The 24,372-nt window shown below is 69.8% G+C and carries 22 protein-coding genes and 13 pseudogenes; 1 reads left to right on the top strand and 34 read right to left on the bottom strand.

Going from position 1 to position 24,372, the window contains the following annotated elements:
• Window positions 1-4 precede the first annotated feature (4 nt).
• The 30 genes and pseudogenes from G7085_RS21530 to G7085_RS21425 form a co-directional block, all read right to left on the bottom strand.
• Window positions 5-541, bottom strand: a pseudogene (locus tag G7085_RS21530) (adenine phosphoribosyltransferase).
• A 93-nt stretch (window positions 542-634) separates the two neighbouring features.
• Window positions 635-1,660, bottom strand: a complete 1,026-nt coding sequence (locus G7085_RS36530) for a protein translocase subunit SecF (protein WP_197512491.1) — start codon at window positions 1,658-1,660, stop codon at window positions 635-637.
• Window positions 1,660-3,197, bottom strand: a pseudogene (secD, locus tag G7085_RS21520) (protein translocase subunit SecD). The gene G7085_RS36530 and the pseudogene secD overlap by 1 nt, the downstream one beginning before the upstream one ends.
• Before the next feature lie 108 nt (window positions 3,198-3,305).
• Window positions 3,306-3,821, bottom strand: coding sequence for a preprotein translocase subunit YajC (gene yajC / locus G7085_RS21515; RefSeq protein ID WP_197512489.1), 516 nt, complete (start codon window positions 3,819-3,821; stop codon window positions 3,306-3,308).
• 78 nt (window positions 3,822-3,899) lie between these two features.
• On the bottom strand, window positions 3,900-4,178 hold the full coding sequence (locus G7085_RS35950) for a Holliday junction DNA helicase RuvB C-terminal domain-containing protein (protein ID WP_408647237.1): 279 nt from the start codon (window positions 4,176-4,178) through the stop codon (window positions 3,900-3,902).
• Between the two features lie 92 nt (window positions 4,179-4,270).
• A pseudogene (locus G7085_RS35945) lies at window positions 4,271-4,829 on the bottom strand (hypothetical protein); the annotation flags it as partial.
• Between the two features lie 95 nt (window positions 4,830-4,924).
• A pseudogene (gene ruvA / locus G7085_RS28470) lies at window positions 4,925-5,538 on the bottom strand (Holliday junction branch migration protein RuvA).
• Window positions 5,539-5,653: 115 nt separating this feature from the next.
• Window positions 5,654-6,046 (bottom strand): annotated as a pseudogene (locus G7085_RS28465) (crossover junction endodeoxyribonuclease RuvC); the annotation flags it as partial.
• Window positions 6,047-6,065: 19 nt separating this feature from the next.
• Window positions 6,066-6,839 carry a YebC/PmpR family DNA-binding transcriptional regulator gene (locus tag G7085_RS21500; RefSeq protein ID WP_197512486.1) on the bottom strand — a complete coding sequence of 258 codons (774 nt, stop codon included), beginning with the start codon at window positions 6,837-6,839 and terminating at the stop codon, window positions 6,066-6,068.
• 57 nt (window positions 6,840-6,896) lie between these two features.
• Entirely contained in the window at window positions 6,897-7,346 is a 450-nt protein-coding gene (locus tag G7085_RS21495; RefSeq protein WP_197512484.1) for a GNAT family N-acetyltransferase, read from the bottom strand.
• A 244-nt stretch (window positions 7,347-7,590) separates the two neighbouring features.
• Window positions 7,591-7,776, bottom strand: coding sequence for a hypothetical protein (locus G7085_RS21490; protein ID WP_197512482.1), 186 nt, complete (start codon window positions 7,774-7,776; stop codon window positions 7,591-7,593).
• A 70-nt stretch (window positions 7,777-7,846) separates the two neighbouring features.
• A complete protein-coding gene (locus tag G7085_RS21485) occupies window positions 7,847-8,638 on the bottom strand; it encodes a lysophospholipid acyltransferase family protein (protein WP_197512480.1) in 792 nt (263 codons plus the stop codon).
• Window positions 8,635-8,814 carry a hypothetical protein gene (locus G7085_RS21480; protein ID WP_197512478.1) on the bottom strand — a complete coding sequence of 60 codons (180 nt, stop codon included), beginning with the start codon at window positions 8,812-8,814 and terminating at the stop codon, window positions 8,635-8,637. Before G7085_RS21480 ends, G7085_RS21485 begins: the two co-directional genes overlap by 4 nt.
• Window positions 8,793-9,608 carry a hypothetical protein gene (locus tag G7085_RS21475; protein WP_197512476.1) on the bottom strand — a complete coding sequence of 272 codons (816 nt, stop codon included), beginning with the start codon at window positions 9,606-9,608 and terminating at the stop codon, window positions 8,793-8,795. The genes G7085_RS21480 and G7085_RS21475 overlap by 22 nt, the downstream gene beginning before the upstream one ends.
• Window positions 9,605-10,153, bottom strand: coding sequence for a lactate racemase domain-containing protein (locus G7085_RS21470; RefSeq protein WP_197512474.1), 549 nt, complete (start codon window positions 10,151-10,153; stop codon window positions 9,605-9,607). The genes G7085_RS21475 and G7085_RS21470 overlap by 4 nt, the downstream gene beginning before the upstream one ends.
• Before the next feature lie 16 nt (window positions 10,154-10,169).
• Window positions 10,170-10,687 (bottom strand): annotated as a pseudogene (locus tag G7085_RS28460) (HAD family hydrolase).
• Between the two features lie 7 nt (window positions 10,688-10,694).
• Window positions 10,695-11,888 carry an SDR family oxidoreductase gene (locus G7085_RS28455; RefSeq protein WP_231979784.1) on the bottom strand — a complete coding sequence of 398 codons (1,194 nt, stop codon included), beginning with the start codon at window positions 11,886-11,888 and terminating at the stop codon, window positions 10,695-10,697.
• Window positions 11,885-12,568 (bottom strand): SDR family oxidoreductase, encoded by a 684-nt coding sequence (locus tag G7085_RS28450; protein ID WP_408647154.1) that lies wholly within the window; start codon window positions 12,566-12,568, stop codon window positions 11,885-11,887. Before G7085_RS28450 ends, G7085_RS28455 begins: the two co-directional genes overlap by 4 nt.
• Window positions 12,513-13,268 (bottom strand): annotated as a pseudogene (priA, locus tag G7085_RS21460) (bifunctional 1-(5-phosphoribosyl)-5-((5-phosphoribosylamino)methylideneamino)imidazole-4-carboxamide isomerase/phosphoribosylanthranilate isomerase PriA). The gene G7085_RS28450 and the pseudogene priA overlap by 56 nt, the downstream one beginning before the upstream one ends.
• Window positions 13,269-13,383: 115 nt before the next feature.
• A pseudogene (locus G7085_RS35940) lies at window positions 13,384-13,710 on the bottom strand (glutamine amidotransferase-related protein); the annotation flags it as partial.
• A gap of 160 nt (window positions 13,711-13,870) precedes the next feature.
• Entirely contained in the window at window positions 13,871-14,479 is a 609-nt protein-coding gene (hisB, locus tag G7085_RS21450) for an imidazoleglycerol-phosphate dehydratase HisB (RefSeq protein ID WP_197512472.1), read from the bottom strand.
• Window positions 14,476-15,564 (bottom strand): annotated as a pseudogene (locus G7085_RS21445) (histidinol-phosphate transaminase). Before G7085_RS21445 ends, hisB begins: the two are co-directional and overlap by 4 nt.
• Window positions 15,561-16,861: pseudogene (gene hisD, locus G7085_RS21440) on the bottom strand (histidinol dehydrogenase). The pseudogenes G7085_RS21445 and hisD overlap by 4 nt, the downstream one beginning before the upstream one ends.
• A gap of 11 nt (window positions 16,862-16,872) precedes the next feature.
• Window positions 16,873-17,166, bottom strand: coding sequence for a hypothetical protein (locus G7085_RS21435; RefSeq protein WP_197512470.1), 294 nt, complete (start codon window positions 17,164-17,166; stop codon window positions 16,873-16,875).
• A 266-nt stretch (window positions 17,167-17,432) separates the two neighbouring features.
• Window positions 17,433-19,253 carry a DNA polymerase III subunit alpha gene (dnaE, locus tag G7085_RS35935; RefSeq protein WP_408647153.1) on the bottom strand — a complete coding sequence of 607 codons (1,821 nt, stop codon included), beginning with the start codon at window positions 19,251-19,253 and terminating at the stop codon, window positions 17,433-17,435.
• Window positions 19,220-19,441, bottom strand: coding sequence for a hypothetical protein (locus G7085_RS35930; protein WP_408647152.1), 222 nt, complete (start codon window positions 19,439-19,441; stop codon window positions 19,220-19,222). The genes dnaE and G7085_RS35930 overlap by 34 nt, the downstream gene beginning before the upstream one ends.
• 77 nt (window positions 19,442-19,518) lie before the next feature.
• Window positions 19,519-20,150: pseudogene (locus G7085_RS35925) on the bottom strand (hypothetical protein).
• A gap of 308 nt (window positions 20,151-20,458) precedes the next feature.
• Window positions 20,459-20,638 (bottom strand): annotated as a pseudogene (locus G7085_RS35920) (PHP domain-containing protein); the annotation flags it as partial.
• A 26-nt stretch (window positions 20,639-20,664) separates the two neighbouring features.
• Window positions 20,665-20,868, bottom strand: coding sequence for a PHP domain-containing protein (locus G7085_RS35915; RefSeq protein WP_408647151.1), 204 nt, complete (start codon window positions 20,866-20,868; stop codon window positions 20,665-20,667).
• A gap of 219 nt (window positions 20,869-21,087) precedes the next feature.
• The gene (locus G7085_RS21425) at window positions 21,088-21,573 is read right to left on the bottom strand and encodes a family 20 glycosylhydrolase (protein ID WP_269451944.1); all 486 of its coding nucleotides are present in this window, start codon (window positions 21,571-21,573) and stop codon (window positions 21,088-21,090) included.
• Here G7085_RS21425 and G7085_RS21420 point away from each other — a divergent pair.
• A complete protein-coding gene (locus G7085_RS21420) occupies window positions 21,561-21,794 on the top strand; it encodes a hypothetical protein (RefSeq protein ID WP_231979782.1) in 234 nt (77 codons plus the stop codon). The genes G7085_RS21425 and G7085_RS21420 overlap by 13 nt on opposite strands.
• Before the next feature lie 5 nt (window positions 21,795-21,799).
• On the opposite strand, the pseudogene G7085_RS21415 reads toward G7085_RS21420, so the two are convergent.
• The 4 genes and pseudogenes from G7085_RS21415 to G7085_RS21400 all read right to left on the bottom strand — a co-directional run bounded on the left by G7085_RS21415 (window position 21,800) and on the right by G7085_RS21400 (window position 24,356).
• Window positions 21,800-22,368, bottom strand: a pseudogene (locus G7085_RS21415) (family 20 glycosylhydrolase).
• On the bottom strand, window positions 22,365-22,502 hold the full coding sequence (locus G7085_RS21410) for a hypothetical protein (RefSeq protein WP_197512462.1): 138 nt from the start codon (window positions 22,500-22,502) through the stop codon (window positions 22,365-22,367). The pseudogene G7085_RS21415 and the gene G7085_RS21410 overlap by 4 nt, the downstream one beginning before the upstream one ends.
• Before the next feature lie 82 nt (window positions 22,503-22,584).
• Entirely contained in the window at window positions 22,585-23,418 is an 834-nt protein-coding gene (locus G7085_RS21405; protein ID WP_331715867.1) for a carbohydrate ABC transporter permease, read from the bottom strand.
• Window positions 23,415-24,356 (bottom strand): carbohydrate ABC transporter permease, encoded by a 942-nt coding sequence (locus G7085_RS21400; protein ID WP_197512460.1) that lies wholly within the window; start codon window positions 24,354-24,356, stop codon window positions 23,415-23,417. The genes G7085_RS21405 and G7085_RS21400 overlap by 4 nt, the downstream gene beginning before the upstream one ends.
• Window positions 24,357-24,372 lie beyond the last annotated feature (16 nt).

The following is a 24,372-nucleotide window of genomic DNA, read 5'->3' as shown; positions in this document are numbered from 1 at the left end:
CAGCTCAGACTGTCACCAGGGCCGTGCAGTTGTCGATGCCGGCCTCGGACAGCCGGGAACGACCGTCGAGGAAGCTCAGCTCCATCACGACGCTGACGTGCACCAGTTCCGCGCCCAGCTTCTTCAGGAGCTCGGCGGTGGCCCCGATCGTCCCACCGGTGGCGAGGACGTCGTCGACGACGAGGACCCGCGCCCGGGACGGATCGCGTCCCGGTGCATCGTCAGGGTCTCCGAGCCGTACTCGAGTTCGAACGAGTGGCTGATGGTCTCACCGGGCAGCTTGCCCGGCTTCCTGACGGGACGAAGCCCGCCCCCAGCGCGAGCGCGACGGGGCAGCGAAGATGAATCCGCGCGCCTCCATGCCGACCACCACGTCGATCCCCTCCGGGGCCGACTCCACGAGCGCATCGACCGTCGCCTGGAATCCCTCGTGCGAGGCGAGCAGCGGGGTGATGTCCTTGAACACCACTCCCGGCTTCGGGAAGTCCGGCACGTCGACGATCAGCCCACCGATGAGGTCGGCCGCTCCCTGCCCGCTCACCGGTTGTTCTTCCGGTCGGCGCGGCTCTCATTGGTGCGGCGCTGCTGCCTCGGCCTGGTCGACGCCGGAGCGTCCACCACGTCGATGGCCACGTCACCCGCGCCCCCACGGCCGCGATCGACTCGCGGTGTGCCGCCTTCGCCGCGGAACGGGCCTTGCGGCGCTCGATCTGCTCGCGGTGCTCGGCCATCTTCGGCTCCCGCTCACGCATCCACGCCAACAGGGGGCCGCGATGAAGATCGACGAGTAGGCACCCGCGATCATGCCGACGAGCAACGCGAGGCTGAGGTCGGCAAGCGGGCCGCTCTGCAGCGCCGTGCCCGCAATGAACAACGCGAGCACCGGCAGCACGCCGATGACGGTGGTGTTCAGCGAGCGGACCAGCACCTGGTTGACCGCGCGGTTCGCCTGCTCCGAGTAGGTGCGGTTGGTGTGCTCGAGACCCCGGACATTCTCCCGGATCTTGTCGAACACCACGACGGTGTCGTAGAGGGAGTAGCCGAGGATCGTCAGCACGCCGATCACGGTCGAGGGGTCACGGTGAACCCGACCGCCGCGTAGACGCCCACCGTGACGATGAGGTCGTGGAAGACGGCGACGATGGCCGCCACCGACATCTTCCAGTCGCGGAAGTAGGCGGCGATCAGCACCATCACGAGCCCGATGAACACCACGAGCGCGATGGCCGCGCTCTGCGAGATCTGCTTGCCCCACGAGGCACCGATGGAGTTGTAGGTGACCTCCCGGGCTCGACGCCCGCGATCTGGGCGATCTCGGCGCGGGTGGTGGTGATCTCTTCAGGGTGAGCGAGCGCGTCTGGACGCGGATCGACTCGGATCCGAGCGAGGACACCTGCGCCCCGAGGTCGTCGACGCTGAGTTCGTTGAGGTGCGAGCGCACGTCGTCGACGGTGCTCGCACCAATCGTCATGTGCGCCTGGAAGTCGGTGCCGCCCTCGAACTCGATGCCGAGCGTCAATCCCTTCCCGAACAGCACCGCGAGAGTGGCGACGATGAGCACCGCGGAGAAGGTGAACCACTTCTTGCGGTTCTTCATGAAGTCGTAGGAGAGCTGCCCCGTGTAGAGCCGCTCGGCGACGCTGAGCTTCTTCTCGGACATCAGGCCTCCTGATCGATCGTCGGACGGGTGGAGCGGCGGGTCCTTCGTCCGAGCAGGGACTCCACCGTGACACCCATGTGGGTGGCGTCGAGACCGGATCCCTTGTGGCCCTCACCGAAGAACTTGGTCCGCCCGAGCAGCTCGACGAGCGGCTTGGTGAAGAAGAACACGACGGCGAGGTCGAGCAGGGTTGTGAGGCCGAGCGTGAACGCGAAGCCCTTCACCGAACCGACGGCCAGGATGAACAGCACGACCGCCGAGAGCAGCGAGACGGCGTCCGAGATGACGATGGTGCCGCGGGCCTTCTCCCAGCCGGACTGGATCGCGGACTTCAGCGACTTGCCCTCCCGGATCTCGTCCCTGATGCGTTCGAAGTAAATGATGAACGAGTCGGCCGTCACCGCGATACCCACGATCGCACCGGCGATGCCGGGCAGGTTCAGCGCGAACCCGAACACGGATCCGAGCAGCACCATCATGGCGTAGGTGGCGGCGAACGCGACGATGAGCGAGGCGACCACCACCGCGCCCATGGCCCGGTAGTAGAGGAACGAGTAGAGGGCCACGGCGGCGAGTCCGATCAGGCCCGCGATGATGCCGACGCGCAGCTGCTCACCGCCCAGGGTCGGGGAGACGGTCTCGACCTGGCTCGGCTCGAAGCTGAGCGGCAGCGAGCCGAACTTCAGCACGTTGGCGAGCGCCGCCGAGGACTCGGCGTTGAAGTTGCCGCGGATGACGGCCTCGCCGTTGGCGATCTTGTCCTGCGCGGTGGCCGCCGACTCGACGGTGCCGTCGAGCACGATGGCGAACATGTTGCGGGGCTGCGTCTGGGTGACCAGCGCACCGGTCAGGTCGGAGAGCCTCGAGGCGCCCTCCGAGTTGAACGACAGCGTCACGGCGTAGGCGAGGTCGCCCTGCGGGATGCCCCACGAGGCGGTGTCGAGGTCCTGGCCGCGGATGGCGATGGGGCCGAGGAGGTACTTGTAGACACCCTCCTCGTCGCACGCAATCACGGAGCTGCCCGCGGGGTTGGAGGTGGCATCGCCACACGTGAAGTCGCTCAGCGCCTGGAGATCGGCCTCGGTGGGCTCGTAGGCGAGCACCTTGTCCATCGGCAGGAGCGTGTCGTCATCAGCGGCAGCTCCCCCGGTCGGGGTGGGCTGCGGGGTCGGCACGGCCGTCGGGAGCCCGGGGAGCGGCGAGGCGCTCGGGTCGGGTGACGGCGTCGCGCTCGGCTCCACGCCGGAGCCCTGGGCCACCTGGAGCACGGGCGGAAGGCGAGCTGCGCCGTGGTGCCGACCAGCTGGGCCAGGTCGTCGCGGGCCACGTTCGGGGCGGACACGACGATGTTGCGGTCGCCCTGCGTGGCGACGCTGGCCTCGCCCACCCCGAGTCCGTCGACGCGCTGCTGGATGATGTCGCGGGCGAGTTCGAGCGACTCGACCGGCACCTGCTTGTTGGTCGCGGTCAACGTGATGGTCTGGCCGCCGCGCAGGTCGAGCCCCAGCTTCGGGGTCCACGTGTTGGTTGCGGCCATGATCACGTAGAGACCCGCGATGATCAGGAGAAATACTGTGAGGACGACGCCCGGGCGGCGCCGCTTGGCGGTGTTTGCCACGGTTACTTGCTGTCTCCCGAGCGGGGCTCATCGTCGTCGGCGGGGTGTCCTCGGTGCGCTCCCACGGCTGGTAACCGGAGGTGGTGCCCTCGGCGGTCGGCTCGATGGTCGGCTCTGAGGTCTCGTCGGCCACCACATCGGTGGCCCCGACGTCGCCGCGGGGTCGAACATGTTGTCGAAGTTCTCACGGGTCAGGTCGTCCGAACCGGCATCGACGGCATCCACGGCATCGACGGCGTCGGCGGCGTCACCGGCCTCATCGGCCCCGACCTCGTCGGTGAACTCGAACTCCTCATCGGCTGGCAGCACCTGGCGCGCCACATTGCCCTTGAGCACGGTGATCTCGACGCCCGGGGCGAGCTCGATGATCATCTGACGCTCGCCGACGTGGGCGATGGTGCCGAAGATTCCGGACGTCAGGAGCACGCGGTCGCCCTCGGCGAGCTGCGAGCGCATCTGCATGTCCTCCTTCATCTTCTTCTGCTGCGGACGGATCATCAGGAAGTACATGATCGCGAACATCGCGACGAGTAGCAGGATCATTTCCATGGGGTTCACTCCCGGTTTGAGTTCTGGGCCACCGCTCAGAATAGCGGAGCCTTGGAGGGTTCAGCAATGCCGTCAGTCGGCCTCGTCGAACAGCGCGGGCATGGTGGCCGGCGGCCGGAGCCCGAGGTGCCGGTAGGCGGCCCTGGTGGCGACCCTCCCGCGCGGCGTGCGGATCAGCAGGCCCTCGCGGATGAGGAACGGCTCGGCCACCTCGGAGACCGTCTCGATCTCCTCACCGACGCTGAGCGCGAGCGTGGAGAGGCCGACGGGGCCACCGTCGAAGAGGCGGCAGAGGGCGTCGAGGACGGACCGGTCGAGCCGGTCGAGGCCCCGTTCGTCGACCTCGTACAGCTCCAGGGCCGCGCGGGCGACGTCGCGGTGCGCCGTCTCGTGCCCTTGACCTGCGCGAAGTCGCGCACCCTGCGCAGCAGCCGGTTCGCGATGCGGGGGTGCCGCGCGAGCGGCGCGCGATCTCGCCCTCGGCCTCTGCGTCGATCCGGATGCCGAGCTTGCCCGCCGAGGCCCTCACAATGCCCGCGAGGTCGCCCGGATCGTAGAAGTCGAGCTGGCCGGTGAAGCCGAACCGGTCGCGCAACGGTCCCGGCAGCATGCCGGCCCGCGTCGTGGCGCCGACGAGGGTGAAGGGGGCAGCGCGATGGGGATTGCCGTCGCACCCGGTCCCTTGCCCACGATGACGTCGACGCGGAAGTCCTCCATCGCCAGGTAGAGCATCTCCTCCGCGGGGCGGGCCAGGCGGTGGATCTCGTCGAGGAACAGCACGTCGCCCTCGTCGAGCCCGCTGAGGATGGCGGCGAGGTCGCCCGCGTGCTGGATGGCGGGCCCGGACGAGATGCGCAGTCCGGTGCCGAGCTCGGCGGCGATGATCATGGCGAGTGTGGTCTTGCCGAGACCGGGTGGGCCGGACAGCAGGACGTGATCGGGCGCGGTGCCGCGGTGCAGCGCGGCGTCGAGCACCAGGCCCAGCTGTTCGCGGACCCGGGGCTGCCCATCGAACTCGGAGAGCCGCTTCGGACGCAGCGCGGCCTCGTAGTCGCGCTCCTCCACGAGCGCGCTGGGATCGACCTCGGAGTGCTCCACTACTTCCTCGCCAGCGAGTTGAGGGCGGCGCGGAGCAGCTGCCCGACGCCGATGGCCGGGTTCTCCTCGACGAGGTGCGCGACGTTGTCCGTTGCGGCGTCGGCGTCTCGCGCCGACCAGCCGAGCCCTGTCAGGCCCTCGGCCACCTGCGCGCGCCACAGCTCACGCTCGGCCGCCGCGGCCGACGGGGGGCCTCGTCGGCACCGTCGGCCAGCACGATCACCTTGTCCCTCAGCTCGATGACGAGCTTCTGGGCGCCCTTGTTCCCGATCCCGGGAACGGTGCACAGCCGGGCGAGGTCCTCGGCCTGGACCGCCCTGCGGAACTCGCCGGGGGTCAGCACCGACACGATCGCGAGCGCGAGCTTGGGCCCGACGCCGCTGGCGGTCTGCGCCAGTTCGAACGCGGCGCGCTCCGCCTCGCCGGAGAACGCGAACAGGGTCAGGGAGTCCTCCCGCACGACCATGGAGGTGTGCAGGGTCGTCGGCTCCCCCGGCCGCAGGGCCGCCGCCGTCGAGGGCGTGACGTGGGCCAGGAACCCGACGCCGCCGACGTCGAGCACACAGGACGTGGCGCCGGCGCTGAGCACGGTGCCGGTGAGTTGTGCGATCATCGCTTCCCCTTGGCTGCCGCAACCGCTGCGGCGTATCGATTCGTCCCCGCCCGCGCCACACCTGGGTGACGGCGATGGCGAGCGCGTCCGCCGCGTCGGCCGGCCGTGGCGGGGAGGTCAGCCGCAGGATCCGGGTGATCATGGCCCCCACCTGCGCCTTGTCTGCGGTGCCGGAACCGGTGACGGCAGCCTTCACCTCGCTCGGCGTGTGGAACGTGACGGGAAGGCCCCTGCGGGCCGCGGTCAGGGCCGCAACCCCGGAAGCCTGGGCGGTGTCCATCACGGAGTTGAGGTTGTGCTGCGCGAAGACGCGTTCGATGCCGACCGCCTCGGGCCGGTGCTCCTCGAACCATTCCTCGAGCCCGGCCTCCAGCAGCAGCAGGCGCCTGGCGAGGTCCTCGCCGGCGGGGGTGCGCACCACGCCCACCGCCACCAGCGTGGGCGGCCTCCCGACCGTCCCGTCGACCACACCGACACCGCAGCGGGTGAGGCCGGGGTCGATCCCCATCACGCGCATCGCGGAACCGTCAGTCCTCTTCTTCGAGCGCCTGGGTGACCTCAGGAGTCGGATCGGCGTTGGTGAAGACGTTCTGCACGTCGTCGGAGTCCTCGAGAGCGTCGATGATGCGCGCGATCTTCTGCGCCACGTCGACCGAGTCGACCGCCTGGTCGAAGGAGGCGACGAACTCGACCTCGGAGGAGTCGTAGTCGAGGCCGGCGGCCTCGATGGCCTTGCGGACCTCGACGAGGTCGTTGGGGTCGGTGTATGCCTCGAACTCGTCACCGTTGTCGGCGACCTCGTCGAGGCCGGCCTCGAGGGCCGCCTCCAGCAGGGCGTCCTCGGACAGCTCACCTGTTGCCTGCTTCTTCGGCACCACGACGATCCCCTTGCGGGAGAACAGCCTCTGCACCGAGCCGACGTCCGCCATGGTGCCGCCGTTGCGGGTGACCGCCACGCGCACGTCGGACGCCGACCGGTTGCGGTTGTCGGTGAGGCACTCGATGAGGATCGCGACGCCCGCCGGGCCGTAGGCCTCGTACATGATCGTCTCGTAGTCGGCACCGCCGGACTCCGCGCCGGAGCCGCGCTTGACCGCGCGGTCGATGTTGTCGTTCGGGACAGACGACTTCTTCGCCTTCTGGATGGCGTCGTACAGGGTGGGGTTTCCGGAGGGGTCACCGCCGCCGAGCCTGGCCGCCACCTCCACGTTCTTGATCAGCTTGGCGAAGAGCTTGCCGCGCTTTGCGTCAATGACGGCCTTCTTGTGCTTCGTCGTTGCCCACTTGGAATGGCCGCTCATCCGGTCCTACCTTCATCTCTCATGTGATCGTTGCTCTCGGGCCAGCTTATCGGGTCGTCACACGACCCTGCTCAGCAGCGCCACCGCGTCGCGCTGCCGGTAGCCGAGCACCGAACTCAGGCGGGAGAGGGCGAGCCCGTCCGGGGTGTCGATCCCGATGCCTGCCTCCGTGCAACCCGAGTCGCGCATGGCGGCAAGGCAGTTGCCGAGCAGCGCGAGCGAGATGCCCCTGCCGCGGTGGTCCGGGTGCACGCCGAAACGCTCGGTCCAGCCGATGCTTGTGCCGTCCTCGAGCACGCTCATCTCGTAGCCGACGATCCGGTCCCCGTCGCGCGCCACGAACGACCATCCGGGCCGGAAGGATGCCTCCTCGAGGTGGGCGTGCCACTCCGCGGCGCTGACCTCGGCCCCGCCGAAGGGCGTGAAGCACAGGTTGTGCAGCTCACGCACGGCCTCGGCATCGTCGGGCCGGAAGGCCTCGATGGTGATCCCGTCGGCCTCCGGCACCTTGAGGGGCGCGTCAGGTCGCGGTGCAGGTCGTAGTAGTAGCGCTCCGGCTCGAAACCCTGCCGCGCGGCCACCCCCGCTAGCCCGTGCCTGCCCACCTCGGCGTAGCAGCCGAGCCAGAGCGGCCGGCCCGGGTGCTCCCGGTCGCGCCATGCCTCCGCGTGCGCGACCTGCCACTTCAACAGGGCGGTGCCGACCAGCATGTGCCGGTGCACGGGGTGCACGCCGCCGAGCAGGTAGACCCTCAGGGGATCTGTCCCGCCGATGAAGGCCGTGCCGAGCGCGCACAGCGAGTCGTAGTCGTCCCAGCCCCCACCGAGAGCCCCTCGGCCGGTTCGAGCGCGCGGTCGACGATCGTGGCCGTCATCCCTGAGAGGACGGAGTTGTCCAGCGCCTCGAGTTGCGCCCGGAAGGCCTCGATCGCCGGCATGTCGTCTGCCGTCAGGAGTCTCCACCTGAGGTGTGGCTCCACATAGGCTTCCATGCCCGACACTCTAGTCTCACCGCCAGATCCGCGGGCGGGCTTCCCTGGTGGGCGCGGCCTGGTCCCACAGGCGTCGCCAGCGCGGGACGGGGTCGGTCGCAGGGACCGCAGGCCCCTCGGCGCGCCGCCGTTCCACGGCCCACCAGCTGAGGTCGCCCTCATGCACCAACTGCTCGACGCGACGCTGCAGCTCGGCGGTCGACTCCTCGAGTCCGCGGCCCCGCGGGTACAGGGGTGCGCCGAACCGGATCGACACCTTCGGCCTGGCGCGCAGCGGGAGCTTCAGGAGTTCCTTCAGCTTGAAGGTGCCGACGAGCCCGACCGGGACCACCGCCACGTTGTGCTGGCCGGCGATGCCGGCTGCGACGTCGGAGAACTCGCCCACCTGGCGGCCCGCCAGCGGCTCGTCGGTGAAGATCACCACGTTGTGGCCGCGGGCCAGCGACCGCGACGGCGTGATGTTGGTCGGCCGCAGGCGCGACGGCAGCGCCATCCGCAGCAGCTGGTAGTCGATGGCGCCCTGCTCGTTGGCAGCGAGCACGAACGGCCGCCGCAGGCCGGTCAGCGAGTCGTCACCGACCAGTTCGATGTCGAAGCGCAGGGAGAGCAGCCGCAGGGTGAGGTGCCTGCCGGGGCGTTCGGCGCGGGAGCCCAGCTCGCGCCCGACCACCGGCCGCGGCGGGCTGCCCGCGGGCCTGCCGCGCCGGAGCGCACCCTTCAGGCCCCCGAGGAGGTCGGTGTGCAGGGTCAGCCGCGGCCTGCGCCTGCGGCGCCTGGACTGGGCCCAGGACGGGAGTTCCCTGCTCATCGGACGTCGCCGAGTGCCGGGCCGGGCCCGCGGAGCATCGTGATCGTCGGGTGCACCCCGACGGTCCCGGATGCGATCTCGAGGGCGTCGGCGTAGGTGGTGGCGGCCCGGTGCCCGAGCAGAGCGGCCGAGCGGCGGTCGCCGCCCACCCAGATCACCTCGGAGAACTCGGCCATGGCTCGGGCCGTCTCGTACCAGCGCTGGAACGTGCGCAGCGGGTGCGCGGCGAAGTTCTTGCGGTAGAGGTCGAGGTACCACTCGTCGGAGACCGCGGAGGGCTGGTGGGCCCGCGCGATCTCGGCCGGGTCGGTGGTGGCGGGAAGCACACCCGCGAAGAAGTCGGCCGCCGACGACTGGCGCCGGTTGGAGAAGCGGTTGCGCAGGGGTGGAACGCGATCAGCGCGCCGCCGGGGCGGGCGAGGGGTGCCTCGAGATGGCTGCCTGCCCGGGTGACGAGCGCGTGGTGGGCGGCGTCCAACGGCGAGCCGATCGCGTCGACGGGGTCGATGGAGGGACCCCACACCGGGGTGACGAGCACGTCGGCCGAGCCCTTCACCTCGACGGCGTTGGCGGCCTGCCACACGCCGCGGGAGTCGGCGAGCACGGAGGTGTAGTCGCCGCCGACGACGTCGACCACGGCGTAGTCGGCCCGTGGGTTTCCGTTGACCAACTGGGCGCCCTGCCGTGGGAGGCCCGCGATGATCTGACGCGAGCCGGCGAAGGCGAGCCGGTCGGTGAGGTTCCATTCCCACTCTCGGGCCGAGAGGAAGCGCAACCCGCGGCTGAGCAGCGGCTGACCGAGGACGGCGAAGAGCGCGAAGCTCTGCACCCGTGAGGCGATCAGCGCCCCGACGCCGTCGGCGAAGGCCGTGTCGGGCACGACTCCTCCGACGCGGTCCAGGGTGTCGAGGTCGGTCAGCCCGAGCAGGAGCGGGTCGCGCCGGGACGCGTCTCCGCAGAGCCCGATCACCACCACCAGGTCGGAATCGGCGACCCGCCTGTTGAGGCGGACGGGGTGCCGTCGACCTGGCCGATGGTGACGAGGTCGGGGCTTGTCACGTCGTGGCTGGTGATGAGCCCGTCGGGCAGGAACGAGGTGGCGATCCGGTCGCCGAGCACACGGGTCACCTGCTGGATCGACCAGCGTTGCTTGAGTCCGTTGGCGACCACGAGTTCGACATCGTCGACCCCGCCACGGGCGGCGAGCTCGAGCACGCGCTCGGTGAGGGTACGGCGCGGGTCGAAGTGGGGACGCGGAAGCGGCGCGTCGGCGTCGACGATCACGAGCGTCAGCTTCGTGTCCGGCCGCAGCAGGTCGGCCAACGGCGCCGAGCCGATCGGGGCGCCGACCGCGGCGTCGATGAGGCCGACCGGGTCGGACGACCCGACGGCGTCGGCGGTGTAGACCACCTGGGTGCCGATGCCGAAGCGCTCGAGCCGAAGCTCGGCGCCTGACATCGTCATGAGGTGCGGGGTCCTATCGTCGACCTCCAGCACGAACCCGGGACGAGTCATCAGTGGTCCTTTCCGTTCACGACATCTTCAGACGGGGTAGCGGGGACATCTCCGGCCATTCGACGATCGACCAGCCCTTCGACTTGGCGGCCCGCATGAGGCCGATGTCGGGGCTGACCGCGACCGGGTTGCCCACCGCGTTGAGCATGGGAAGGTCGACATGGCTGTCGGCGTAGCCGAACGAGTTGGCCAGATCGATGCCGTGCAGCTTGGCGTAGTGGTGGAGCCAGGCGGAGCGCGACTCCCCCACCATGGGCGGGCCGCTCAGGAACCCGGTGCAGACGCCGTTGTCGTCGGTCGCGAGTTCCGCGGCGACGACGGTGTCGAAGAGCCCTCGAAGGGCCGGGTCAGCGGCCGGATCACGCCCGTCATGAGGATGGTCGTGTGGCCCGCGTCGCGGTGTTGGCGGATGCGGCGGATGGCATCGGGCGACATCCGGTCGAGGATCAGCGGCGACAGCTTCTCGTCGACATACTCCTCGAGGGCCGCGAGGTCGGCGCCCGCGTAGCGGCGGTAGATGGAGCGCAGGAACACGCCGCGGTCACGTCGCTCGGCCCGAGGTACAGGGCAGTTGCAGGGCGAGGCTCGCGACCTCCCCGACCCGCCGCAACGGCGACAGCTCGGGCAGCCGGGCCCACAGGTAGGTCTCCACCACGTTGGTTGCCATCACGGTGCCGTCGAGGTCGAAGGCGGCCAGCACGGTGCCCGGCTCGGCGGGCTTCAGGTCGCGGAACGTCGTCGAGCGGCCCTGGCGACGCTTCCGGGCGGCCTCGAGGCGCCGCACCGGGTCGGTGATGGCCGGGATGTGGACCTCCTCCATGTAGTGGGTCCAGTCGAAGCTGGCCGAGTCGAAGCCGAACCGCTCCCGGTCGTCCCCGTGCAGCGAGTTGTGGAGGGCGAGCGTGCAGTCGTCGACGAAGTGGAGCTCGGACTGCAGGTACTCGCCGTAGAGGGTCAGGTACTTGCCGAGGAAGTCGAGCTGTTTGCGCGTCTTGTCCAGGGATGAGGCCAGCTGCCTCGTCTTCTTGCCGCGGGGCGCGAAGCTCAGCACCGCGTTTCCGACCTTGACACCCTTGTCTGCGACCTTCAGGAACCATTCGATCGGCTCCGCACCCGGGAAGTTCCAGGTGGCCAGCTGCGTCGAGCCCTGCCCTGAGGTGTAGGGGTGGTCGCTGAAGTAGTTACGGACGTGCTCGTAGACCCCGCGGAAGGTCAGCGGGTTCCTGGCACCCGAGCTGCAGTGGTAGTACTCGGTGCTGCCCACCTCGGGCTCCGTTGCGCAGACTGCGACGATGGCGTTGACGACGAAGTCGCACGGGATGATGTCGATCACCGCGTCCGGTGAGGCCGGGAACTCGGGCAGCTGCCCGCGGCCGTAGGCGAGGATGATGGGGTCGGCCATCTTGAACCCCTCGATCCACCCGGGGTAGGGATGGATCAGGGACGACTCGACGATGGCGGGCCGGACGATCGAGGTGCGGAAGTCGCCGCCGAGGTCGACCACGACACGCTCGGCGAGAGCCTTCGCGAAGGTGTAGACGTCGGTCCAGCCGAGCGAACGGGCCCGCTCGGTGCCAGCCGCGACCAGTTCCTGCTTGACCCACTCCTGGCGGCGCCGCTCGGTGTCCTCGGAGGTGGTGAGGTAGCCGGCCTGGCGGTGCAGGGCCTCGGCCTCCCGCCGCAGGATGGTCAGCTGCTCGGAGCTGCGGGAGCGCGCCTCGACGTGCTCCTTCATGGCGAGCGCGGCGCGGGTCTCGGCCTCGTAGTCGATGTCGTGGACGTGGGCCGCCTCCGGGATCGCGCCCTGCGCCGACCCGCCGTGTAGGCGGTCGAGACGTGCAGGTAGTGCGGAATCCGGACGAGATTGCCGTCCTCGTCGGAGCACGCCTCGCGCAGCTTCGTCAGCAGCGCCTTCGTACCGACCACGTTCGTCTGGAACGCCTGGTCGATGGGAGGGTCGAACGACACGTCGCCCGCGCAGTGCAGGAGGACGTCCAGGTCGCGGGGAAGGTCGGGCACCTGGGGCAGGTCGCCCTCGATGACCTGGACCCGCGAAGCCATCAGCTGTTCGACGCCGCCCGCGTCACGCACGAGGTCGGCGAAGATCTTCTTCTTCAGCAGGCTCGCCACGCGCTGCTCCGCCGTGACGGAGCCCTTGCGGCGGACCAGCACCCCGGTCGTGGTGTCGGGGCACTCGGTGAGCACCTTCCACAGGATCTGCTCGCCGATGAAGCCGGTGACACCGGTCATCACGATCTTCCTGCCTGCGAGCAGATCGCAGATGCGCCCGTCCAGCAGCGGGGCACATGGACGGTCAGGCCGGCGCGGTCGCCGAACGTGCTGGCCGGTGGCCGCACCATCACCGCTCCCCTTCGGCGACCAGGAGGGCCTCCTCGATCGTGAACCGGCCGACATAGAGGGCGGTGCCGATGATGGCCCCTCGATGCCGTGCGGGACGAGGGCGCGGAGATCGCGCAGGTTGTCCAGCGTGGCGATGCCGCCGGAGGCGATCACCTTCCTGCCGCTGCGCTCGGCCACGGCCCTCAGCAGGTCGACGTTGGGGCCGGTGAGCATGCCGTCGGCGTTGACGTCGGTGACGACGAAACGCTCGCAGCCGGCCGCGACCAGCCGGTCGAGGGTCTCAACCCAGGGCCGCCCTCAGTGGTCCAGCCGCGGGCGGCGAGGTTCTCGCCCCGCACGTCGAGGCCGATGGCGACACGGTCGCCGTAGCGGGACACGACGTCGTCGCACCACTGCGGGTTCTCGAGCGCGGCCGTGCCGATGTTGACGCGGCGGGCCCCGTCGAGAGGGCGCGGGTGAGGCTCTCCTCGCCACGGATGCCTCCGGAGAGTTCCACGTCCATGTCCAACCGGCCCACGATGTCGCGCAGCAGGTCGGCGTTGGAGCCTCGGCCGAACGCGGCGTCGAGGTCGACGAGGTGCAGCCACGAGGCGCCGCCCTCCTGCCAGCGCAGCGCCGCCTCCAGGGGGTCGCCGAACTCCTTCTGGGTCCCGGCGATGCCTTGTACGAGCTGGACGGCCTGTCCGCCCTGCACATCGACCGCAGGCAACAACTGCAAAGTTTCCACGACGCCACACCCTATCCGACAGGTCATCCAACGGTTTCGAGCCAGTTCGCGATGAGTCGCGCCCCGGCGGCCCCCGATTTCTCGGGTGGAACTGGGTGGAGGCGAGGTTGCCCCGCTCCACCGCGGCGACGAAGCGCCTGCCCTCATGTTCGGCGGTGGCCGTGGCCGCGCCGGAGGGTGCCGCCGTGGCGGCGTAGCTGTGCACGAAGTAGAAGCGCTCCCCCGCGAGGCCTGCGAACAGCCGCGACCCGCTGGCGCCTCGACCGTGTTCCAGCCCATGTGCGGGAGCCGGGGGTGTCGAGTCCGACCACCCCGCCGGCGAGGAGGCCCACGCCCGGGTGGCGACACCGTGCTCGGTGCCCGTCTCGAACAGGATCTGGTGGCCGACGCAGATGCCGATGAGGGGACGTTGCGCGGCAGCCCAGTCGCGGATCAGCTCGACTCCCCCGGCCCGGGTAAGGCCGGCCATGCATGCCGCGAAGGCGCCGACCCGGGCACCACGAGCCCGTCCTGCCTGCGGAGTTCGGCCGGGTCGGAGGTCACGACCACGTCCGCGCCGGCGTCGGCGAACGCCCGGGCGGCCGAGTGGAGGTTGCCCGATCCGTAGTCGAGGAGGCCGATGCGGCGGTTCAGAGCGCGCCCTTGGTGCTGGGAATCCCGGGCTGCCGGGGATCGACCTCGACGGCCTCGCGCAGCGCGCGGGCCAGCGCCTTGAACTCTGCCTCGACGATGTGGTGCGGGTCGCGGCCCGACAGCAGCGTGAGGTGCAGGCACAGTCCCGCGTTGAGGGCCAGCGCCTCGAAGAGGTGGTAGGTCATGGATCCGGCGTAGGGCACACCGCTGCCGCCGATCAGCGCGTAGGGCTGGCCCTCGGGCTCGCCCTTGCAGGTGGCGTAGGGGCGACCTGCGACGTCGACGACCACATCGGCGACGGCCTCGTCGAGCGGTACGACGGCGTGCCCGTAGCGGCGGATGCCCGACTTGTCGCCGAGCGCCTGCTTCAGCGCCTGCCCGATGCAGATCATGGTGTCCTCGACGGTGTGATGGCCGTCGATGTGGAGGTCGCCCTCGGCCTTGACCGTCAGGTCGATCAGCGAGTGCTTCGACAGCGCCGTCAGCATGTGATCGTAGAACCCGACCCCGGTGGAGATGTCGGAGGTGCCGGTGCCGTCCAGGTCGAGTGTGACGGTGATCGTCGACTCGCTCGTGGAGCGGCTGACGGTGGCTGTGCGACTCATGGGGCGTTCCCTTCCAGGGTGGGTGAGAGCTCGTCGAGGGCGGCGCGCAGGAGTGCCATCTCGTCCGGGGTTCCCGCCGAGACCCGCAGGTAGCCGGCGGGCCCGGTCTCCCGGATCAGGATCCCCGGTCCAGTAGATCCTGCCAGACGCGGTGCCTGTCGGGGAACCGCCCGATCAGCGAGAAGTTGGCCTCGGAGTCGACCACGTCATAGCCGCGGCCGCGGGCCCATGCCTCGAAGCCCCTCGCCTCGGCCGCCAGCGATCGGACCTGGGCCAACAGTTCGTCGGCGTGCGCGAGCGCCACCCGGGCGATCGCCTGGGTCTGGGCGCTGAGGTGGTAGGGCAGGCGGACGATGCGGCACGCGTCGACGATCGCGGGCGCGGCGGCCAGGTAGCCCAGCCGTCCGCCGGCCAGCGCAAAGGCCTTCGACATGGTGCGCGACACGATGAGCCGCGGGTACCGGTCGAGGAGTTCGAGGGCGCTCGGCCGGCTGGAGAACTCCTGGTAGGCCTCGTCCACGACGATCAGGGCGTCGGTGCCGGCCGCGACGGCCTCGACCGTGGCGAGGTCGACGGAGGTCCCGGTCGGGTTGTTCGGGGTGGTGATGAGCACCAGTGTCGGGTCGTGGCGTCCGATGGCGGCAAGGATCAGGTCAGCGTCGAGCGTGTAGTCGTCGTGGCGCGGAACCGTCACGTAGTTCGTGCAGGTGTTGCGCGCGTACTCCGGGTACATGGAGTAGGTGGGCGTGAACGTGAGCACGGTGCGGCCCGGCCCGCCGAAGGCGGTCAGCAGGTGCGACATCACCTCGTTGGAGCCGTTGGCGGCCCACACGTTGTCGGCTGTGAGGCCATGGCCGAGGTAGGTGGCGAGGTCGGCGCGGAGCCCGAGTGCCTCGCGGTCCGGGTAACGGTTGAGGCCGCCCGCCGTCGAGACGATGGCGGCGGCCATCTCGTGCCGGATCGCGGGCGAGGGGGATAGGGGTTCTCGTTGACGTTGAGGACGACCGGCACGTCGAGTTGCGGCGCCCGTAGGGCTCCTCCCCCACGAGGTCGGCGCGCAGCGGCAGATCGGACAGGCGGATCATGCCCTCCTCCTGACGGTCACGGCGGCGGCGTGCCCAGGCAGGTCCTCGGCCAACGCGAACCGCTCGACGCCGTCGGCGATGGCCATCAGGCCCTGCTCGTCGTAGGAGATCACGTGGACGGTGCGCACGAAGGAGCGCACGGTCAGCCCCGAGGAGTGGCTGCCCGCCCCAGCCGTCGGCAGCACGTGGGTCGACCCGGCGGAATAGTCGCCGACCGAGACAGGCGAGTAGTCGCCGACGAAGATGGCGCCCGCGTTTCGGATCCGGGCCGCGACGGCGGCCGCGTCACGGGTCTGGATCTCGAGGTGCTCCGCGGCGTAGGCGTCGGCCACCTTGACCGCCTGGTCGATGTCTCGCACGAGGACGACCGCGGACTGGTCGCCACCCAGCGCGGTGCGGATCCGCTCGGCGTGCGGGGCTTCGGCCACCTGGCGCTCGACCTCGGCCCGCACCCGGTCGGCGAGGTCGGCCGAGTCGGTGATCAGGACGGAGGCGGCCAGCGGGTCGTGCTCGGCCTGGGAGATCAGGTCGGCGGCCACGAAGGCGGGGTCGGCAGAGTCGTCGGCGACGACGGCGATCTCGGTGGGCCCGGCCTCCGAGTCGATCCCGACGATGCCGCGCACGAGCCGCTTGGCCGCGACCACATAGATGTTGCCCGGGCCGGTGACCAGCGAGACGGGCTCGCAGCCTCCGTCGACCCCGTAGGCGAACATGGCGATGGCCTGGGCGCCGCCGACGGCGTAGACCTCGTCGACGCCGAGCAGGTGGCAGAGCGCCAGGATGTTGGGGTGCGGCAGCCCGCCGAAGCCGCGCTGCGGCGGGGAGGCGACAGCGATCGAGGCGACGCCGGCCACCTGCGCCGGGATGACGTTCATGATGACGCTCGAGGCGAGCGGGGCGAGCCCGCCGGGCACGTACAGCCCCACCCGGTCGACGGGCACGTTGCGCAGCGCCACGTGGGCACCGTCCGCGAGCCTGGTCGGCGCCGGGTCGGTGTCGACCTCCAGTTCCGAGGCCACCGCGCGGCGCCTGCGGATCGACTCGGCGAAGGCCTCCGCAAGTTCGGGGTCGAGCGCGTCCGCGGCCCTGCGCAGTTCCTCGGCCGGCACCCGGATCGAGGCCGGGGCGACCCGTCGAACCGCTCCGAGTACTCCAGGATGGCGGCCTCGCCGCGATGGGCCACATCGGCCACGATGGGGCGGACGACGTCGAGGGCGGCGTCCACGTCGAACCGGCCGCGGGGCAGCCGCGTCCGGTAGGAGCCGTCGACGCCCGTGAAATCTAGAGTTCGGAGCACGAGAACCGATTCTAGTAGGTGGGGACGGGGTCCCCTTCCACCTGCTCACTGCGTGGCTCCGGCCAGAAGGCCGACAGCAGCATGATGGGGGTGACAGCGGCGAAGGGGCCGACGATGAGCGCGGAGAGCGCGCGCAACTGGAGGTCGACCTGCACCAGGTCTCCCGCCGCGGCGGCGGCGAGCCGCTCCTCGAACCCGGATACCCGATCACGACGCCCATCCGCCAGGCCATCAGGGATGCGAGCAGGGCCGCCAGCGCGGGAATCAGCGTCACCACCCAGCCCGCGCGGTGCAGGACGAGCCATCCGGCGACACCGATCAGGAGGCCGATCACGCCGGTGATGATGGTGAAGTTGACGTCGGCGGCCACGATGTCGGCCAGGTTGAGCTCCGACATGGTGGCGGAGAGGTCCTCGCGGATCAGGTAGGACGGCGGGGTGGTCGTCAACGCCCAGATGAGGCCGCCGACGGCGCCGAGCAGCACCGAGCCCGCGGTGAACACGACCACCTTCCACGGGGTCCTCCCCACAGCGTGGCCAGTTGCCCGGACGGCGCGGGCGCGAGCGCCGGCTCACTCACAGCGACTCCCGCTCGAGGCCGACGGACGCGGGCCGAGGACGGCCTTGAGGTCGGCGAACAGGGCGGAGGTCAGCCCGACGCGGAACCCGTCGCCGAGGCGGAACGTCTTGACCTGCTCGCCGGTGCGGAGGTTCAGGTGCACCTCGGCCGAGCCGGGGTACTGCGCGAGGATGCGCTTCAGCTCGCCGACCACGCCCGGGGTGCAGCGCACTGCGGGCAGGTTGATGGCCAGCGGCCCGGTGTTGCCCTCGGCGCTCATGTGCGGCACCGTCACGCCCTGCGCGCGCACGCGGCCGCGGTCCTCACCCGACTCGACGATCCCGTCGACCGAGACGATCGTGTCGGGCGCGAGGTGCTGGGCCACCTGGTCGTAGACGCGCGGGAACACCGTCACCTCGATGGAGTTGGTGAGGTCCTCCAGCACCACCTGGGCCCAGATGTTGCCCGCCTTGTTGACGCGGCGGTTGACGGAGGTGATGAGGCCACAGAGCTTCGCGGGGCCGCGGTAGCCGTCCTCGGCGACCGCCGAGGCGATCGACCGGTCGCCGCCCGCCTGCAGCACGTGCTCCAGGCCGTTGAGCGGATGGTCGGAGACGTACAGGCCGAGCATCTCGCGTTCGAAGGCGAGCTTGGTGCGGCGGTCCCACTCCTCGACGTCGGGCACCTGGGCGTGCGGGGAGGCGTCCTCGTCGGCGTCGGTCTCCGTCTCGAAACCGAAGTCGAAGCCGTCCTGGCCGTTCTCGGCGTTGCGCTTGAGGTCGATGATCGAGTCGACGGCCGTCTCGAAGATCCCCATCAGGGCCCGCCTGGTGTGGCCGAGCTCGTCGAAGGCACCCGACTTGATCAGCGACTCGATGACGCGCTTGTTGCACATCAGAAGCGGGGCCTTGTCGAGGAAGTCGTAGAAGTCGGTGGCGCGCCCGACCCTGCTGCGCTCCTCTATCCAGGCCGTGACGACCTTGTCTCCGACGTTACGCACGGCGCCCATCCCGAAGCGGATGTGCTGGCCGACAGGGGTGAACATCACCTCGGAGGAGTTGACGTCGGGCGGGAGGACCTCGATGCCCATGTGCCTGCACTCGGCGAGATAGAGGGCCGACTTGTCCTTGTCGTCCCGCACCGACTGCAGGAGGGCCGCCATGTACTCGACGGGATAGTTGGCCTTCAGCCACGCCGTCCAGTAGGACACGACGCCGTACGCGGCGGAGTGCGCCTTGTTGAAGGCGTAGTCGGAGAACGGGAGCAGGATGTCCCACAGCGTCTGGATGGATGCCTTGGAGTACCCGCGCTCGAGCATGCCTCCGGAGAAGACGGCGTACTGGGCGTCCAGCTCGGACTTCTTCTTCTTGCCCATTGCGCGGCGGAGCATGTCTGCGCCGCCGAGGGTGTAGCCGGCCAGCTGCTGGGCGATCGCCATCACCTGCTCCTGGTAGACGATCAGGCCGTAGGTCTCGCCGAGGATCGGTTCGAGGGCCTCCGCCAGGTCGGGGTGGATCGGCTCGACGGGCTCGCGGCCCGTCTTGCGGCGCGCGTATTTGTTGTGCGAGTCGGCGCCCATCGGGCCGGGCCGGTAGAGGGCACCGACGGCGGAGATGTCGTCGAAGCAGTCGGGCTGCATGGAACGCAGCAGCGCCCGCATGGGCCCGCCGTCGAGCTGGAAGACGCCGAGGGTGTCGCCGCGCTGCAGCAGTTCGAAGGTCAACGGATCGTCGAGGGTGAGGGTCTCGAGCTCGACCTCGACGCCGCGGTTCAGCTTGATGTTGGCGAGCGCGTCGGCGATCACGGTGAGGTTCCTGAGGCCCAGGAAGTCCATCTTGATGAGCCCGAGGCTCTCGCACCCGGGTAGTCGAACTGGGTGATGATGGCGCCGTCGGCCTCGCGCTTCATCAGTGGCACGATGTCGATCAGCGGCGCCCGGCTCATGATGACGCCCGCTGCGTGCACGCCCCACTGCCGCTTCAGGCCCTCGATGCCCTTCGCGGTGTCGACCACGGTGCGCACGTCGGGTGACGACTGGTACAGCTCGCGGAACTCGGCGCCTTCGGCGTAGCGCTTGTGCTCCTCGTTGAACAGGTCGCTCAGGGGACGCCCTTGCCCATCACGTCCGCGGGCATCGCCTTGGAGATCTGCTCACCGATGGCGAACGGCATGTCGAGCACGCGGGCCGAGTCCTTCACGGCGGCCTTCGCCTTGATGGAGCCGTAGGTGATGATCTGGGCGACGTACTCGGAGCCGTACTTCTCGGTGACGTAGTTGATCACCTCGCCGCGGCGACGGTCGTCGAAGTCGATGTCGAAGTCGGGCATGGAGACGCGCTCCGGGTTGAGGAAGCGCTCGAAGATCAGGCCGTGCTCGAGGGGTCGAGGTCGGTGATGCGCATCGCGTAGGCGCACATCGAGCCGGCGCCCGAGCCGCGGCCGGGGCCGACCCGGACCCCGTTGTGCTTGGCCCAGTTGATGAAGTCCGCGACGACGAGGAAGTAGCCGGAGAACCCCATCTGGACGATGATGCCCATCTCGAACTCGGCGCGGTCGCGCACGTCCTGGCCATAGCCGTCGGGGTAGCGGTAGTCGAGGCCGCGCTCGACCTCCCTGCGGAACCAGCTGTCCTCGGTCTCCCGGCCGGCACGTCGAAGCGCGGCATGTAGGTGCCGGTTCCCTCGTCGAAGACGGTCTCGACGCGCTCGGCGATCGCGAGGGTGTTGTCGCACGCCTCGGGCAGGGCCCGGAACAGGTGGCGCATCTCCTCGGGTGACTTCAGGTAGTAACCGTTGCCGTCGAATTTGAACCGGTCGGTCTGCGCCTTGCGCGACCCGGAGGAGACGCAGAGCAGCGTGTCGTGGGAGTCAGCGTCCTCGGCGTGGACGTAGTGCAGGTCGTTGGAGGCCACCAGCGGCAGGTTCAGGTCCCTGGCCAGCTTGAGGAGATCCTGGCGGATGCGGGTCTCGATGTCGAGGCCGTGGTCCATCAGTTCGACGTAGAAGTTGCCGTCGCCGAAGATGTCGCGGAATTCGGCGGCCGCGGCGATGGCGTTGTCGTACTGGCCGAGCCGGAGGAAGGTCTGCACCTCGCCGGAGGGGCAGCCCGTGGTGGCGATCAGGCCCTTGCCGTACAGGTTCAGCAGCTCACGGTCGGCCCGCGGCTTGTAGAAGAAGCCCTCCAGCGAGGAGCGGGTGCTGAGCCGGAACAGGTTGTGCATGCCCTCGGGGTTGGCGGCCCACATCGTCATGTGCGTGTAGGCGCCCTTCGACGCGACGTCGTCGCCGGTGCCGTCGCCGAACTGCACGCGCTTGCGCTCGGACCGGTGGGTGCGGGGGTGAGATAGGCCTCGAGCCCGATGATGGGCTTGACGTTGAAGCTCTTGCTGGCCTTGTAGAACTCGTAGGCGCCGTACAGGTTGCCGTGGTCGGTGATGGCCAGCGCGGGCATCTCCATCTTCTCGGCGCCCTGGAACAGGTCCTTGATCCGCGCCGCCCGTCCAACATGGAGAACTCGGTGTGGGTGTGCAGGTGCACGAACGAAGCTGACAACTGTTCCTCCAAGCCGGTGACGCCGTCCCACCTTACCCGGCGCGCCGGAACCGGACCGATCGACTGGCTGGTCGTGGCGTCCCTGCCCGGGCGGCGGGCAGGGACGGATGGCCTCGGCTCAGGCGCCTGCCAGGTCGGCCCCCGGATCGCGGCGGAGCGCGATCCCCTGGCTCTCCCACAGCGGGCCGAGGCCCGCGACGCGGGAGGCGAACGACTCCCAGGTGCGTTCCGGACGGGTCCCACGCCCGGGTGACCAGGCGATCTCGGCGGCCGAGGCGAGCCGCGGGTAGAACATGTGGTCGAGCTCGGCGAGGTTGGTCAGGGTCTCGGTCCAGACGGCCGCCTCGACCCCGAGGATGTCGGCCTCGTCGACCCCGTCGATCAGTTCCGAGGGCTCCCAGTCGTAGGAGCGTTCGACGCTCGTGGGGCCGTCGGCCCACACCAGGCCGTAGGGGGTGTCCGGGTCGTACTTCATGTCGAGGTAGACGCAGTCCGCGGGTGAGAGGATCAGCGAGCCCCGCCAGCCGGGAAGGCACGGGCCTTTGCGGCCACGGCGGCGTCGTTGGATCGCAGCCCCAGAACTGGCCGACGGTGCCCGGTGCAAGGGCCTCGGCCGCGCCGGCCTCGTGCCACACGACCGGGGTCTTCCCGAGCGCGGCGACCATGCCGGTGACGCGCGACATGAACCGGGAGAAGTCGGCCGGATCGGTGCCGAGGCACTCGTCACCCCGACGTGCAGCCAGGGCCGGGCGTGGCGGCGGCGAGGTCACCGAGCACGTCGCCGAGGAACTCGTAGGTGGGTTCGTGGTCGATCCGCACCGATGAGAAGCCTACGGCGATGCCCTGGTAGGGCTCACCCGTGACGGGTACCCGCCGCCGAAGGTCGCGATGGTCTCGGTGACGCTGTCGAGGAGGACCGGGGCCTCGACCAGGTCGGGGTAGGCCAGGGAGACGGCGTGGGTGTGCCCGGGCAGGTCGATCTCCGGAACCACCACCATGTCGTTGGCGGCCGCGTAGGAGACGATCCCGGCGTAGTCGGCCACGGAGTAGAAGCCGCCCCGCCTCCGAACGCGGCCGTCCCGGACGCGCGCTCGGTGAGCTCGGGACGAGACGGCGTCTCGATGCGCCAGCCCTGGTCATCGGTCAGGTGGAGGTGGAGCGCGTTGAGCTTGAGCCGCACAGCGCGGTCGATGACCGCCTTGATGGTGTCGACGTCGAAGAAGTGCCGCACGGTGTCGACCATCAGCCCGCGGTACCTGAACCGGGGCCGGTCCTCGATCACGACCGCAGGCAGCACGGTACCGCCCGCGGTGCGCTCTGCCAGTTGACCGATCGTGAAGATGCCGTAGCGCAGGCCCGCACGGTCGGCGGCCGTCAGGCGGACCGCGGCGGAGGTCACCGTGAGCCGGTACGACTCCGGATCGCCCCACCGTCGATGGCGAGCTGGATGCCTGCCTCCGTGGCTGCGCCGACGGCGACCCCGCAGTCGGCGCCGAGCTCATCGACGAGCAGCTGCGCGAGCGGCCCGGTCACCCGGGCACCGTCCAACGGGTAGGCCCGGCGGTGCGCTCGAGGTGGGCGGGAGCGGGGATGAGATGCAGCCCTGACATGCCGGTCAGCCCTTCACTGCGCCGGAGACCATGGATGAGGTCATGCGGCCCTGGACGATGAGGAAGAAGATGACGACGGGGATCGCCATCAGGGTGGAGCCCGCCATCACGACCGCCCAGTCGGTGGCCTTCGTGGCCTGCACGAAGGTGCGCAGCCAGATCGGGAGGGTCTGGCTCTCGGGTCGGGTCATGATGACCAGCGCGAACACGAACTCGTTCCATGCCTGGATGAAGGCGAACACCCCGGTGGCGACGAGGCCGGGGGCCAGCAGCGGGAAGGTGATCCGCCAGAAGGCGCCCGAACGGCTGCAGCCGTCGATCATGGCGGCCTCCTCCAGGTCGGCGGGAACGCCGTTGACGAAGCCGCGCAGCGTCCAGATGGTGAACGGCAGCACCATGGCGATGTAGACGCCCGCGAGGCCGAGGACCGTGTTGAGGGCGTGCCAACCGTCGAGCACGCGGAACGTCGAGATGATCAGTGCCTCGGCCGGGATCATCTGGATCACGAGGACCAGGACGATGATCGACTTGCGGGAGCGGAACTTGAAGCGGGAGAGGGCGAGCGCCGCCATGAAGGCGAACAGCAGGGCCACCACGAGCGTGATCAGGGTGGCCGAGAGCGAAACCTTCAGCGCGGGCAGGAAGCCACCATCCCAGGCGCTCGCGTAGTTGCGCAGCGTGAACTGGTCGGGCCACAGGTGCACCGTGTCGCCCTTGATCGCGGAGCCGGGCAGCAGCGAGGTGTTGACCATCCAGTAGACGGGGAACGCCGAGCAGGCGAAGACGATGAGCGCGGCGACATTCAGCGCGCCGCGGGTAAGGAGCTTCCTGGTGTTCACTGGTCATCCTCCTGCTTCAGGGTGATCCGGATGTAGTAGGCGGAGATGGCGAGCATGATGGCGACGAGGATCACCGAGATGGCGCCGCCCGTGCCGAGCTTCCCGGAGGCCATGGACTCGTTGTAGATGTAGACGCCGATGGTGTTGGTGGTCTCACGCACGCCGCCGATGGTCTGCAGCGCGTAGATCTGCGCGAAGACGCGCAGGTCCCAGATGATCTGCAGGATCAGGAGGACCACCAGGATCGAGCGGATGTAGGGCACGGTGATGAACCAGAAACGCTTCAGCCCGCCCGCGCCGTCGAGGGAGGCCGCCTCGAGGACCTCGCCGGGCACCTGCGTGAGCGCCGCGTAGAGGCTGAGCGCGACGAACGGCACCGCGCCCCAGACGATGATGATGCCCGCCACGGTGAAGAACTGGAGGGGGTTGATGAGCCAGCTGTAGCCCATCCAGTCGTCGCCGGTGAGCCGGGTGAGCAGGTGGTTGACCAGGCCGTAGGACGTGTCGAAGATCCAGCCCCACACGATGGTGGCCGTCAGGGCGGGCATGGACCAGGCGAGCAGCAGTCCGACGGACACGACCGTGCGCATGACGGCCCCCAGCCTGGTCATCAGCACGGCGATGACCACACCGAGGAGCATGGTGAGGGCCACGCACACCGCCGCGAACACGACGCTGCGCCCGAGCACCGCCCAGAAGCTGGGGTCGGTGAGGACCGAGACGTAGTTGGCGGCGCCGATGAACTCGGCGGGCTTGCCGAATATCTGCGCGCGGCCGTACTCCTGGAAGCTCATGATCACCATCTGCACGACCGGCCAGCCGATGAAGACGGCCAACATCACGAAGGCGGGGGTGAGCAGGGCCAGGGGTGTGAACGGGCGTCTGCGCTCCCGCTCTGCCACGGGGCTCGGTGCGGAGGTGCCGCGGGGAGCCAGCATTGGTCTCTCCCTTTCT

The organism is Tessaracoccus coleopterorum (assembly GCF_011174705.1).
Taxonomy (GTDB): Bacteria; Actinomycetota; Actinomycetes; order Propionibacteriales; family Propionibacteriaceae; genus Arachnia; species Arachnia coleopterorum.
The sequence above is the reverse complement of the archived record's forward strand: the minus strand, read 5'-3'. Positions and strand labels throughout refer to the sequence as shown.